Origin of the sequence: Streptomyces nigrescens (assembly GCF_027626975.1) — a bacterium.
In the GTDB taxonomy this organism is placed as follows: Bacteria; Actinomycetota; Actinomycetes; order Streptomycetales; family Streptomycetaceae; genus Streptomyces; species Streptomyces nigrescens.
In genome coordinates this window covers 779,966-793,193 of record NZ_CP114203.1, presented here as the reverse complement: position 1 = coordinate 793,193, position 13,228 = coordinate 779,966, and the positions used below count along the sequence as shown (strand labels likewise).

The window sequence follows — 13,228 nt, the reverse complement described above, 5'->3', positions numbered from 1 at the left end:
CCATGTGCCGTGTCGTCGACCTGCAACAGGCGGTCCTCGCCAAGAACGACGCCTGTGCCCACACCCTGCGCGAGGACCTCGCCGCCCGTGGCACCGCGCTGGTCAATCTGCTCTCCAGTCCCGGCAGCGGCAAGACCGCGCTCCTGGAGCGTGAGCTCACCCTCGCCCGCAGCCGGGGCATTCCGGTCGCGGCGCTCACCGCCGATCTCGCCACCGAGAACGACGCCGTCCGGCTGGCCCGCTCCGGAGTGCCCGTCAAACAGGTGCTCACCGACGGGCTGTGCCACCTGGAGGCCGAGATGCTGGGCGGGCACCTCCACGGCTGGCTCCCCGCCGACACCCGCCTGCTGTTCATCGAGAACGTCGGCAACCTGGTCTGCCCGGCCTCCTACGACCTCGGGGAGGCGCTGCGCATCGTGCTGGCGTCGGTGACCGAGGGCGAGGACAAGCCGCTGAAGTACCCCACCGCCTTCGGGCTCGCCCATCTGGTCGTGGTCACCAAGATGGACATCGCCGAGGCGGTCTCCTTCGACGAGAAGGAGTTCCGCGCCAACGTCGAACGCATCAACCCGGGCGTGGAGGTCGTCCTCACCTCGGCGCGCGGCGGTGAGGGGGACGGACTGATGCTGGACCGGGCGCTGGCGGCGCGGGACGGTGCGCCGGTGCACATCCCGGTCATGACCCGTAAGTCCCACCACGTCCACGACGCCGAGGACGGCCAGCCGTGCGACGAGGGCCACACCCACGAAGCAGGCCACACGCACGCAGCGGGCCACCCGCACAACGAAGAGCACGCCCACGCCGGGGAGCACACGCACGCCCATCCGGCACCGGGCGGCCATGCGCACACCACCGACCCCGACACCGTGGCGTCGAGCCGCTCATGACCACCGGGCAGGCCGAGGGGGCCCTCGTGACGGCCCCTCCCACAGCCGCCGCACGCCGCCGGATCACCGTGCGCGGCGTCGTCCAAGGCGTCGGCTTCCGCCCGTTCGTCCACACCCTCGCCACGGAACTGGGCCTGACCGGCCATGTGACCAACACCGGCGAGGGCGTCGTCGCCGAGGTCGAGGGCGCCCCCGCGGCGCTGGCCCGCTTCGGCGAACGCATCAGCGGCGAGGCGCCCCCGCTGGCCGTCGTGGAGACCGTCGACGGCCAGGACATCGCCGTGGCGGGCGACGCCGGCTTCCGCATCCTCCCCTCCCGCGCCCACGGCCCCTCCCGCACCCTGGTCGCCCCGGACGCCGCCACCTGCGAGGCCTGCCTCGCCGAGCTGACCGACCCGGCCGACCGCCGCCACCGGCACCCCTTCCTCAGCTGCACCCACTGCGGACCGCGCTTCACCATCGTCACCGCGGTCCCCTACGACCGTGCGCTGACGACCATGGACCGCTTCCCGATGTGCCCCCGCTGCGCGCGGGAGTACGCGGACCCGGGCGACCGGCGGTTCCACGCCCAGCCCATCGCCTGCCATGACTGCGGCCCCCGGCTGCGGCTGCTGACCGCCGACCCCGCCGACCGCACCCGCCCACCGCGCCCGGCACCCGGCACCGACCCGGTCGCCGACACCCGGCGGCTGCTCGCCGACGGCGCGATCGTGGCCGTCAAAGGCCTCGGCGGCTACCACCTCGTCTGCGACGCCTCCGACGACACCGTCGTCGCCCTGCTGCGCCACCGCAAGGCCCGCGGCGACAAACCCTTCGCGCTGATGGCCCGTCATCTCGCCGATGTGGAGCACCTGGTGCGGGTAGGGGCGGAGGAACGCGCGCTGCTCAGCGGGTCCGTACGCCCGATCGTCCTGCTGCGCCGCACCCCGCATCCGGCACCGGCCCCGGGCGCACCCACGCTGTCCGATGCCGTCGCCCCCGGCAGCCCCGACCTGGGTGTCATGCTGCCGTACACCCCGCTGCACCACCTGCTCCTCGGACTGCCCGGCGACCCTCCGGGGCCCCGGCTGCTCGTGATGACCAGCGGAAATGTCGCGGGCGAACCGATCGTCACCGACGACGACGAGGCCGTACGGCGCCTCGCGCACCTGGCGGACGCCTGGCTCACCCACGACCGGCCGATCCGGATCCCGTGCGACGACTCCGTGGTCCGCATCAGCGACGGGGAACCGCTGTTCGTACGCCGCTCCCGCGGCTATGCACCGTTCCCCGTCCCCCTCCCGGTGCCGGTCCGGCCCGCGCTCGCGACCGGCGGCGACCTCAAGAACGTGCTCTGCCTGGCCGAAGGGCACCGCGCCTGGCTGTCCGCGCACATCGGCGACATGGACGATCTGGCGACCCAGCTGGCCTTCGAGCAGGCCGAGGCGCATCTGGAGACGGTCACCGGGGTACACCCCCAACTCCTCGCCGCCGACCGGCATCCCGGCTACCGCTCCGGCCGGTGGGCGCAGTCCCACACCGACGGCCGGCCGCTGGTGCGCGTCCAGCACCATCACGCCCATATCGCCGCGGCCATGGCCGAACACGGCCTCCGCGACGGCCGCGCCGTCATCGGGGTCGCCTTCGACGGCACCGGCTACGGCGATGACCACACCGTCTGGGGCGGCGAGATCCTGCTCGCCGACTACGACGGATACCGCCGCTTCGGACAGCTCGCCTACGTCCCGCTGCCCGGCGGCGACACCACCGTACGGCGCCCCTACCGGATGGCCCTCGCCCATCTGCGCGCCGCCGGTATCGACTGGGCCGAGGACCTGCCCCCGGTGACGGCCTGCCCGCCGGACGAGCGGCCGCTGCTGGCCCGGCAGCTCGAACGCCACCTCAACTGCGTGCCCACGTCCAGCATGGGCCGGCTCTTCGACGCCGTCTCCTCGCTGGCCGGGGTCTGCCACCACGCCGGATACGAGGCCCAGGCCGCCATCGCCCTCGAAGCGGCGGCCCTGGCCGCTGGCGAGGACCACGGTCCCGGCTACGCGTTCGCGCTGCGCGCCGGGCCGGCCGGACCGGGGGCCGCCGACCTCGTCGCCGACCCGGCGCCGGTCCTCACCGCCGTCGTCGAGGACGTCCGCGCGGGCACCGCCGTACCGCTGATCGCGGCCCGCTTCCACACCGCGGTCGCCGATCTCGTGCGGCGCGGCTGCGCGCTGGCCCGGGAGCGCGCCGGTCTGACGACCGTGGCACTGACCGGCGGGGTCTTCGCCAACACCCTGCTGGCCGAGGCCACCGCCCGCCTCCTGCGGGAGGACGGCTTCACCGTCCTGCGCCACCGCCGCGTCCCGCCCAATGACGGGGGACTGGCGCTCGGCCAGATCGTCGTGGCGGCGCGCACGGCAGGAGCCGCCGTGCGCTGAGCGGCACCGCTGCACGGCGGACGCAACGTACCCAAGACGAGGAGAGGCCCCATGTGTCTGGCGGTACCCGGCAAGGTATTGGACATCGAGGAACGGGACGGCACCCGCATGGCGACCGTCGACTTCGGCGGAGTGGTCAAGGAGGTGTGCCTGGAGTACGTCCCCGACCTGAAGGTCGGTGAGTACGCCATCGTCCATGTCGGCTTCGCGCTGCAGCGCCTGGATGAGGAGTCCGCCCGGCACACCCTCGCCCTGTTCGAGGAACTGGGCCTGCTCCAGGAGGAGTTCGGCGATCCCTGGGAAGCGGCTGCCGCCTCCCAGGGGTGGGACGGGGCGGGCGGCACACCCCCGGCCGCCCTCAACGACGGAGAGCGGGAGACGAGCCGGTGAAGTACCTCGAGGAATTCCAGAACCCCGAGCTGGCCCGGCGGCTGCTCGACGAGATCCGGGCCACGGTGACCCGGCCCTGGGCCCTGATGGAGGTCTGCGGCGGACAGACCCACACCATCATCCGTCATGGCATCGACCAACTCCTGCCCGATGAGGTCGAGTTGATCCACGGCCCGGGATGTCCGGTCTGTGTGACGCCGCTGGAGGTCATCGACAAGGCCCTGGAGATCGCCGCCCGCCCCGACGTGATCTTCTGTTCCTTCGGCGACATGCTCCGGGTGCCCGGCAGCGACCGCGATCTGTTCCAGGTGCGCAGCCGGGGCGGCGATGTCCGGGTCGTCTACTCCCCGCTCGACGCCCTGAAGATCGCCCAGCAGAACCCGCACCGCGAGGTGGTGTTCTTCGGCATCGGCTTCGAAACCACCGCGCCACCCAATGCCATGACGGTCCATCAGGCCCGCAAGCTGGGCATCCCCAACTTCAGCCTGCTGGTCTCGCACGTCCGGGTACCGCCCGCGATCGAGGCGATCATGACGTCGCCCAGCTGCCGGGTCCAGGCGTTCCTCGCCGCCGGTCACGTCTGCAGCGTGATGGGCATGGGGGAGTACCCCGAACTGGCCGACCGCTTCCAGGTGCCGATCGTGGTCACCGGCTTCGAACCCCTCGACATCCTGGAGGGCGTCCGCCGCACCGTCCGCCAGCTGGAGCGCGGCGAACACACCGTGGACAACGCCTACCCGCGCGCCGTCCGCAGCGAGGGCAACCCGGCCGCCCAGGCCATGCTCGCCGATGTCTTCGAGGTCACCGACCGCGCCTGGCGCGGCATCGGCACCATCCCCGCCAGCGGCTGGCGGCTGTCGGAGCGCTACCGCGACTACGACGCCGAGTACCGCTTCTCCGTCGACGGCATCACCACCCGCGAACCCGCCGCCTGCCGCAGCGGCGAGGTCCTCCAAGGGCTCATCAAGCCGCACGAGTGCGAAGCCTTCGGCACCGCCTGCACCCCGCGCTCCCCGCTCGGCGCCACCATGGTCTCCAGCGAGGGCGCCTGCGCCGCCTACTACCTCTACCGCCGACTCGGCACCACGCCCACCCCGCAGGAGGCGAGCCCCGTTGCCTGACACCAAGCACCCCACCCCCGGCGGCCCCACCCCGGCCGACCGCGGTCTGCCCACCGTCGACATCTCCGGGTGGACCTGCCCCACCCCGCTCCGTGACCAGCCCCGCGTCGTCATGGGGCACGGCGGTGGCGGCGCGCTGTCCGCCGAACTCGTCCAGCAGATCTTCGCCCCGGCTTTCGGCGGAGAGATCCTCGCCCAGCTCGGCGACTCCGCGGCGGTGTCCCTCGGCGGGGTCCGTCTGGCGTTCTCCACCGACTCCTATGTCGTGCGGCCGCTCTTCTTCCCCGGCGGCTGCATCGGCGACCTCGCCGTCAACGGCACCGTCAACGACCTCGCCATGAGCGGCGCCAGAGCCGCCTACCTCTCCTGCGGCTTCATCCTGGAGGAGGGCGTCGAGATGCCGGTGGTCGCCGGGGTCGCCGACGCCATGGGCGCGGCGGCACGGGCCGCCGGGGTCGAGGTGGCGACCGGCGACACCAAGGTCGTCGAGGCGGGCCACGGTGACGGCGTCTACCTCAACACCGCCGGTATCGGCCTGATCCCGGCGGGCGTCGATCTGCGCCCGCAGCGTGTGGTCCCCGGCGATGTGGTGATCGTCAGCGGGGACATCGGCCTGCACGGCGTGGCCATCATGAGCGTCCGTGAGGGCCTGGAGTTCGGCGTCGAGATCGAGAGCGACTGCGCGGCCCTCGGCGGCCTCGTCGAGTCCATGCTCGCCGTCACCCCCGATCTGCATGTGCTGCGCGACCCGACCCGCGGAGGGCTGGCCGCGGCCCTGTGCGAGATCGCCTCCGCCTCCTGCACCGGCATCGTCATCCAGGAGCGCGCCATCCCCGTGCCGTCGGCCGTCGCCAATGCCTGCGCCATCCTCGGCCTGGACCCGATGTACGTCGCCAACGAGGGGAAGCTGGTGGCGTTCGTCCCCCGCGAGCACGCCGACGCCGTGCTGGACGCGATGCGTGCGCACCCCCTGGGCGCCGGCGCCCGGATCATCGGGGAGACCGTCGAGACCCACCCCGGCATGGTCGTGGCCCGCACTCCCCTGGGCGGCACCCGGGTCGTCGATCTGCCGCTGGGCGAGCAGCTGCCGCGGATCTGCTGAGCCGAGTCCCCCCGGAACTCCCGCGCCGCTGACGGTGGGCAGGTCCGGGGTACGCAGAGGGCGGCGCCGGTTTCGGCGCCGCCCTCTGCCCATGGGGCCGGACCTGCTCAGGTCTTCGTCAGCAGCCGGGAACCGAACCAGTCGTCGGCGCCCCGCACCCCGGGCAGCACGAAGAAGTAGCCGCCGCCGATGGGGGTGATGAACTCGGACAGCGGCTCGTGCCTAAGGCGCCGCTGTACGGTGGCGAACTGCCGCTCCGGGTCCTGCTGATAGCCGCAGAAGACCAGTCCGAGGTCCATCCGCCCCTTGCTGTCGTAACCGGCGTCGTAGTTGTAACTCCGGCGCAGGAAGCGGGACTTGTCGGTCTTCTCGGTGCGGGGGTTGGCCAGCCGGATGTGTGAGTCGAGCGGGATCTTTTTGCCGTGCGGGTCCTCGCGGAACTTCGGCACATCCGACTCGTGACTGCCGTCCAGGGGCGCACCGCTCGCCTTGCGCCGGCCGAAGATCTTCTCCTGGCGGGACACCGGCACCTTGTCCCACTTCTCCACATGGAAGCGGATCAGACGCAGCACCTGATAGCTGCCGCCGAGCGCCCAGTCCGGCTCCCCGCAGGGCGGGGTCACCCACAGCAGCCGGTCCATCTCCCGGGCCGAGCCGACGTCCGGATTGACGATCCCGTCCTTGAAGCCGACGAAGGTGCGCGGTGACCCCGACGGCCGTGACGGGTTGAGGAAGGTGTCCGCACGCCAACGGGGCCGCAGCAGACCGTCCGTTTCCCGCGCCAGATCGCGCAGCACATGGACGACGGCGTCCGGGTGCTGGGCGCAGACCTGCAACGAGAGATCACCGTGGCAGCGGGCCGGCTCAAGACGGTCGTCGGGGAACGCCGGCATCGCCTTGAGGTGGCGGGGCTTGTGCCCGGAGAGGCCGAAGCGGTCGTCGAACAGCGAGGCGCCCACGCCGAGGGTGATGGTGAGGGAGTCGGGGGTGGGCTCCTCCGAGGCGACCCGCTCGTCCTGCGGTTTCACACCGGCCGCCAGCACCCGCGACCGCGTGGTGAGCTTCTGGAACAGGGCGGTCAGGCCGTCGCGGTCCTGGGCCAGCACATCGAAGCCGACAAAACCGGCGAAGAGCTGCTGCGGGGTCACGATGCCGGCCTGATGACGCCCGTGGAAGGGCACCTTGTCGGGCAGCAGCCCGCCGTCGCGCAACCCGCCCACCGGCCGGTCCGCCGGCGCCGCGGCCGCCTGCCCGCCGATTCCCGCGGCGGCCACCCCCGCGATCCCCGCCGCACACTTCAAGAACCCCCGGCGTCCGTCGTGCCGCGGAAGGGCACACCCGTCGTCGGCCTGATCACGTCTCATCGTCCCGCCATCCTGACTGCGTCATCCGGCAGCCGCGTGCCTGCACATCCCTGTGCGCGATGCTCGCCGCCCACCCCGTGAGGGCCGGGAGCAACACGGCCCCGGCCCCGGATATCACGCCTGGGACCCCGGCGGGTCGTCCGAATGGCGCAGCCGGCGGGCCCACCGCGCGACAGCGCCCCTGCGCGCTTCTAGCGTCGGCCCTGTGACCTGCCCGAACGCCCACCGTGGACCGCCGGGCGGCACGTCACGGACCGTGTACCACCACCGAGCCCATGGACCCCCACACATGAGCACATCCACCGACGCGAGCACCGTCATCAGCGAGACCGCCCCCCTCGGTGAGGGCACCACCCTGGACGAGCGCGCAGTCAACGGCACCGCCGCACCCGTCAGCGAGGGGGCATCCGTCGACGGGGCCCCCTCCGTCAACGGCGCCCCCTCCGCCGACGGGGATGCCTCCGCCGGCGTGGGTACGGCCCCCGACGAGCGCACCGCCGCCGGTGAGGGCACACCCTCCGGCGGGAACACGGCCGCCGGCGAGGGGACCGCCGTCGGCCACGCCACGCCCCTCGACGGGAGCGCGCCCGTCGACGATCCGCCCGCCTCCTGGCTGCGTATCGAGAAGGGCCATGCCGAGCCGGAGGAAATCGCGGCGATCAGCGTGGTGCTGTGCGCCCAACTTGCCGGTCTGCGCGCCCTCGCCGAAGACGGCCGGCCCGAGGATCGGCCTCCGGGCCGACGGCACCCTCCGCGCCGCCACGCATGCTGGTCGGGCTGCTGGACCTGCGGCTGAGATCCTCCTGCGCCCGCCGGGAGGGCCTGGCGACCCGGCCTTCGGCGTCCCGGCCGACCAGGTCTCCTGACCTTGCCCCGCGAAGCGCCCGCCGTCCGCATCGACGGGGGCCGTGCAGGTCAAAGCCGTTGTCAGTGGTGCCATTTACCCTTCTGATCATGAGTGAGTGGCTGCGTACCGATCCGCACTCTCCAGCACCTCGACGCTGCGCTGCGTGCAGGAAGTGTCCGCTGGTGGAACGCGAGATTCCTCTTCGGTGATCGTCGAGTAGGGTCCGGCGAGCCGGAACAGTGAATCAAGGAGGCCGTTCTCGTGGCGGAGAGTCAGGTATCGGGTGAGGGCGACGGGGCCGATGTCCCGGAAGTGCAGGCGCAGGAGCGCCGATTGCGCCGTGACCTGGGCTTCTGGGGGCTGACGGGCATCGGCTTCTCCAATATCGTCGGCTCCGGCTGGCTGTTCGCCGCCATGTACGCGGCCCAGACGGCCGGCCCCGCGGCGCTGCTCTCCTGGGTCGGCGCCGGTCTGCTGTGCGGGCTGGTCGCCCTGGTCATGATCGAACTCGGCGCGTCCCGGCCGGAGGGCGGCGGCACGGTCCGCTGGCCCCTGTTCGCCAGCGGCCGGCTCGTCGGCACCCTCATCGGCTGGTCGACGCTGCTGTCGGTGGGCGGCACCGCGGCCGAGATCAGCGCGATCATGCAGTACGCCGCGCACTACCTGCCGGGCATCTACAACGGCCACACCCTCACGCTCTCCGGCCTGGCCCTGGCCGCCGGCCTGAGCACCGTGCTGACGGCGCTGAACTGGTTCGCGGTGCGGATGTTCGCCCAACTCAACAACCTGGTCTCGGTGTTCAAGATCGTGATCCCGGTCGTCACCGTGATCGCGCTGATCGCCTCCGGCTGGCACTCCGGCCGTCTGACGGACCACGGCGGCTTCGCCCCGTACGGCTATGTCGCCTGCCTGACCGCGCTGGCCGGCGGCGGCATCGTCTACTCCGTCAACGGATTCCAGGCACCGCTGGACTTCTCGGGCGAGACCCGCAACCCCCGCCGGACCATTCCCGCCGCGGTGCTCACCGGCATCGGGCTCGCCGTCCTCATGTACCTGGCCCTGCAACTGGCGTTCCTCTTCACCGTCCCCGAGCATCTGCTCGGCAACGGCTGGCAGGGCGTCTCCTTCGAGTCACCGTTCGGCCAGCTCGCCCTGATCCTCAATCTGCACTGGCTGGCCAGCCTGCTGTACGCGGACGCGGTGCTCTCGCCCGGCGGTTCGGCGTACGTCGGCGTGGCGATCAACGCGCGGCACACCTACGCGCTCGCCAAGAACGGCACCATCCCCCGCTTCTTCATGAAGGTCAACGAGCGGTTCGGCATCCCGCGCCGGGCCCTGGCGATCAACCTCGTCGTCATCATGGTCTTCCTGCTGCCGTTCGGCGGCTGGCAGGACATCGTCAGCGTCATGGGCACCATGTATCTGCTGATCTACGCCGCCTCCGCGGTCGCGGTCGCCGTGTTCCGGGCCGAACCGGGCGGCCGTACCGCCGGCTGGATCCCGGGGCTGGGCTGGATCGCGCCGCTCAGCTTCGTGGTGGCCAGCGAGTTCATCTACTGGTCGGGCTGGCACGATCTGCGCCTCGCCCTGCCCCTGGTGCTCGGCGGCCTGCTGATCTTCCTGGTCATGCGCCGTTCCGGCGCCCGTGACAAGGCCGCCCTGGAAAGCGACGGCGCCGGCCCGAGCCGCTCACTCGGCGCCGAACTCCGCACCGGCGCCTGGCTGGTGGCCTATCTGATCGCCCTGACGGCGCTCTCCTGGCTGGGCACCTTCGAGGGCTCCGGCCGGCTGCCGGCGCCGTACGACTCGGTCACCGTGGCCGCCCTCGCGCTCGCGGTCTTCTTCTGGGCCGTGCGGTCCGGCGTCCGGCATCTGGAGGTGGCCCGCCCCATAGCCGTCTGAAGGCGGCCGCGGGAGCGGCTACAGAGGGTGACGGCCCGTGGCGGGCCGGGCCGTCAAGCGGAAGTCCCACCGCGGAAATAAGATGAATCGGGAGAGGCGGGCTCCCCGAGAGCCCCATGAGGCCAGGTCAGGCGGCCACTGCGGAGACGCACGCGCGCGCCGCGGTGGCCCGGGCACCGACGCACCTGGGAGCGGCCCATGCTTCGGCGTCGTCCCCCGCGGTCGGCGAGCGCGGACGATCTGCTGACCACGCTCGGGCGGCTGACCGCCCAGGCGCGGGAAGGCGCCGAGAAACAGCGGGCCCGGGTCGAGCTCGCCGAGGCGCTGCAGCGGGAGATGCTGCCTTCCGTATTGCCGGGAACACCGGGGCTGCGCGCCGCCGCCACCTACGCCCCCGCCCGGCACGGCCTGGACATCGGGGGCGACTGGTACGACGGCTTCCCGCTGCCCGACGGATCGCTCGCCTTCTGCGTCGGCGATGTGCAGGGCCATGACGTCGAGGCGGCCGCCTTCATGGGGCAGATCCGCTTCGGGCTGCGGGCCGTCGCAGGCCACGCCGCCGATCCCGGAGAGGTGCTGAGCCGGGCCAACGACCTGCTGCTCTCGGTCGACTGCGGGCTCTTCGCGACCTGCACCTTCGTCCGCTTCGACCCGGTCGCCTGGGAGCTGACCAGCGCCCGCGCCGGCCATGTACCCGGAATCTGGGCCACCACCGACGGCCGGTCCGGCCTCGCCGATGACCCAGGGGGCCTGCCGCTGGGCATCGTGCCGGGGGAGAGGTACCCGGTCGCCCGCCGCCGGTTCGCCACCGCGGGAGCGTTCGTGCTGCTCACCGACGGGGTCGTCGAAGGGCCGTCGTTCCCGATAGAGGCGGGGCTGACCCAGGTGACCCGGCTGGTCAGCGCCAATGCCGACGGCGATCCGGCCACCGTGGCGGATGCGGCGATGAGCGTCGCCGAGTTCACCGGGCACACCGACGACTCCGCGGTGCTCGTGCTGCGCTTCGACGCGGCGCCGCCCAGAGCCGGGTGAAGCGCGGCACGGGCGCGCGTGTCGCGGACGGCGCCCGGCGGTCCGCGTTGTCTGATGGCTGATGTGGTGCGCACCGAGGAACTCCGCCGTCTCGCACCGGCAGCCCTGACGATCCTCGTGCTCGCCGGTGTCTACTACGGGACCGCACAGATCGGGCTGCTGGAGCAGGTGGTGATCGCGGGTGCCCGGGTCACACCGTTATGGCCGCCCACCGGCATCTCCCTGAGCTGTCTGCTGCTCCTGGGCCTGTGGACCTGGCCCGGCATCGCCCTCGGCACACTTCTGGTCGTCGCCTCCCTCAGCCCGCTCGATGTCTCGGTCCTCGGCATCATGGCGGGCAACACCCTGGCCCCGGTGTGCGCCTACTTGATGCTCCGTCGGGTGGGCTTCCATACCGGGCTCGACCGGCTGCGCGACGGGGTGGCGCTGGTCGCCCTCGGCGCCTTCGCCGGGATGCTGATCAGCGCGACGGTGGGCAGCGGGACGCTTCTCCTCAGCGGTGCGCTGCCGGCCGGCGGCTTCTGGCGGACCTGGGCGGCGTGGTGGGTGGGCGACGCCATGGGCATCCTCGTCGTCACCCCGCTCGTCCTCGCCTGCCGCAAGGTCCGGTGGCCGCAGGGCGTCCCCGCCCATCGGTGGGCCGAGGCCACGGCCCTGCTGGTCGCGTCGGTCGCGGTCTCGCTGGTGGCGGTCACCAGCGAGCTCTCACTGCTGTTCCTGGTCTTTCCGCTGATCGTGTGGGCGGCGCTGCGCTTCCAGCTCGCGGGGGCGGCGCCCTGTGTGCTGCTGGTGTCCGTCCTGGCCATCATGGCGGCGACGCGCCGCACCGGACCGTTCGAGGGCCAGAGCCTGCTGGAGGCGATGGTCAACCTGCAGGCGCTCAACACGTCCGCGGCGCTCACCGCGCTGCTGCTGGCGGCCATCGTCACCGAGCAGAACAGCATCCGCCGCAAGATCGAGCAGGCCTGCCGCGAACTGGCCGACGTGGTGGACCGGCTCGCCCCCGGGGAGAGCCGGCGCCGGTGGCCGCCGGAGGGGGAGGACGGCTGACCCGCCGCCCGCGCCGTCCCTGCGGTCAGCCCCGCAGCAGTTCCTCCAGGTCGTAGCCCACCGGCTCCTCCAGCTGGGCATAGGTGCAGCTCTCCGGCGTACGGTCGGGACGCCAGTGGCGGAACTGGGCGGTGTGCCGGAAGCGGCTGCCCTCCATGTGGTCGTAGGCGACCTCGCACACCCACTCCGGGCGCAGCGGCACCCACGACAGATCCTTGCCGCCGCTCCAGCGGCTGGGCCCGCCCGGCATCCGCCGCGACGCATGCGCCGCCTCATCGGTCCACTCGCCCCAGGGATGGCCCGAGACATCGTCCATCCGCAGCGGCTCCAGCTCGTCGACCAGCTTGCGCCGCTTGGCCATGGGGAACGAGGCGCACACCCCGACATGCTGCAGCTGCCCGGCGCTGTCATGCAGCCCCAGCAGCAGGGACCCGACCACCGGCCCGCTCTTGTGCAGCCGGTACCCCGCGACGACGCAGTCGGCGGTGCGGGCATGCTTGATCTTGAACATGGCCCGGTCGCCCGGCCGGTACGGCAGATCCAGCGGCTTGGCGACCACCCCGTCCAGCCCCGCCCCCTCGAACTGTGTGAACCAGCTGCGCGCCAGCTCCTGGTCCCTTGTCGCGGGCGCGGTGTACACCGGTGCACGGGCCGGCCGCAGCGCCTCGACCAGGGCTTCCCGGCGCGCCGACTGCGGCTCGTGCACCAGCGCGGCGGAGTCGAGGGCCAGCAGATCGAAGGCGACGAGCGAGGCGGGCGTCCGCTCGGCGAGCGTACGGACCCGGGAGTCCGCCGGGTGGATGCGCTCCAGCAGCTCCTCGAAGTGCAGCCGGCCGTCATGGGCGATCACGATCTCGCCGTCGACGACGCAGCGCCGGGGCAGCTCCGCCCGGGCCGCCCGGACCACCTCGGGGAAGTAACGGGTGAGCGATTTCGTGGTACGGCTGGCGATCTCGACGTCCTCGCCGTCCCGGAAGACGATGACGCGGAAGCCGTCCCACTTGGCCTCGTACTGCATGCCGGCGGGAATGTCGGCCACCAGCTTCGCGAGCATGGGGGAGACCGGGGGCATGACGGGCAGGTCCATGTCCCGATCCTGCGGGCTGCGGACGGTTCCCGCGC

The 13,228-nt window shown here is 72.4% G+C and carries 11 protein-coding genes; 9 read left to right on the top strand and 2 right to left on the bottom strand.

The window, feature by feature from the left end:
• The first annotated feature begins 2 nt into the window (after positions 1 to 2).
• From hypB to hypE, 5 genes are read left to right on the top strand one after another with little or no spacing between them, the layout of a single operon-like run.
• Entirely contained in the window at positions 3 to 887 is an 885-nt protein-coding gene (gene hypB / locus STRNI_RS03625) for a hydrogenase nickel incorporation protein HypB (protein ID WP_277410529.1), read from the top strand.
• Positions 884 to 3,298, top strand: coding sequence for a carbamoyltransferase HypF (hypF, locus tag STRNI_RS03620; protein WP_277410528.1), 2,415 nt, complete (start codon positions 884 to 886; stop codon positions 3,296 to 3,298). Before hypB ends, hypF begins: the two co-directional genes overlap by 4 nt.
• A 51-nt stretch (positions 3,299 to 3,349) precedes the next feature.
• Complete coding sequence (locus tag STRNI_RS03615) at positions 3,350 to 3,688, top strand: HypC/HybG/HupF family hydrogenase formation chaperone (protein WP_018092033.1); 339 nt, start codon at positions 3,350 to 3,352, stop codon at positions 3,686 to 3,688.
• Positions 3,685 to 4,809, top strand: coding sequence for a hydrogenase formation protein HypD (hypD, locus tag STRNI_RS03610; protein WP_159484311.1), 1,125 nt, complete (start codon positions 3,685 to 3,687; stop codon positions 4,807 to 4,809). Before STRNI_RS03615 ends, hypD begins: the two co-directional genes overlap by 4 nt.
• A 46-nt stretch (positions 4,810 to 4,855) precedes the next feature.
• Positions 4,856 to 5,911: a hydrogenase expression/formation protein HypE gene (gene hypE, locus STRNI_RS03605; protein WP_051104225.1), complete on the top strand. Its 1,056-nt coding sequence runs from the start codon at positions 4,856 to 4,858 to the stop codon at positions 5,909 to 5,911.
• A 107-nt stretch (positions 5,912 to 6,018) separates the two neighbouring features.
• Here hypE and efeB read toward each other — a convergent pair whose 3' ends face one another.
• Positions 6,019 to 7,275 (bottom strand): iron uptake transporter deferrochelatase/peroxidase subunit, encoded by a 1,257-nt coding sequence (gene efeB / locus STRNI_RS03600; protein WP_277410527.1) that lies wholly within the window; start codon positions 7,273 to 7,275, stop codon positions 6,019 to 6,021.
• A gap of 289 nt (positions 7,276 to 7,564) precedes the next feature.
• Between efeB and STRNI_RS03595 the strand changes: the two genes are divergently transcribed.
• From STRNI_RS03595 to STRNI_RS03580, 4 genes are all read left to right on the top strand, one after another.
• Complete coding sequence (locus STRNI_RS03595) at positions 7,565 to 8,071, top strand: acyl-CoA carboxylase epsilon subunit (RefSeq protein ID WP_277410526.1); 507 nt, start codon at positions 7,565 to 7,567, stop codon at positions 8,069 to 8,071.
• A 312-nt stretch (positions 8,072 to 8,383) separates the two neighbouring features.
• Positions 8,384 to 10,024, top strand: coding sequence for an APC family permease (locus STRNI_RS03590; protein WP_277410525.1), 1,641 nt, complete (start codon positions 8,384 to 8,386; stop codon positions 10,022 to 10,024).
• 198 nt (positions 10,025 to 10,222) lie between these two features.
• Positions 10,223 to 11,056 (top strand): PP2C family protein-serine/threonine phosphatase, encoded by an 834-nt coding sequence (locus STRNI_RS03585; protein WP_018092027.1) that lies wholly within the window; start codon positions 10,223 to 10,225, stop codon positions 11,054 to 11,056.
• A gap of 63 nt (positions 11,057 to 11,119) precedes the next feature.
• Positions 11,120 to 12,106, top strand: a complete 987-nt coding sequence (locus STRNI_RS03580) for an MASE1 domain-containing protein (protein WP_277413190.1) — start codon at positions 11,120 to 11,122, stop codon at positions 12,104 to 12,106.
• Positions 12,107 to 12,131: 25 nt separating this feature from the next.
• Here the strand turns inward: STRNI_RS03580 and STRNI_RS03575 are convergent, their stop codons facing one another.
• Entirely contained in the window at positions 12,132 to 13,193 is a 1,062-nt protein-coding gene (locus STRNI_RS03575; protein ID WP_159484305.1) for an ATP-dependent DNA ligase, read from the bottom strand.
• Positions 13,194 to 13,228: the final 35 nt, after the last annotated feature.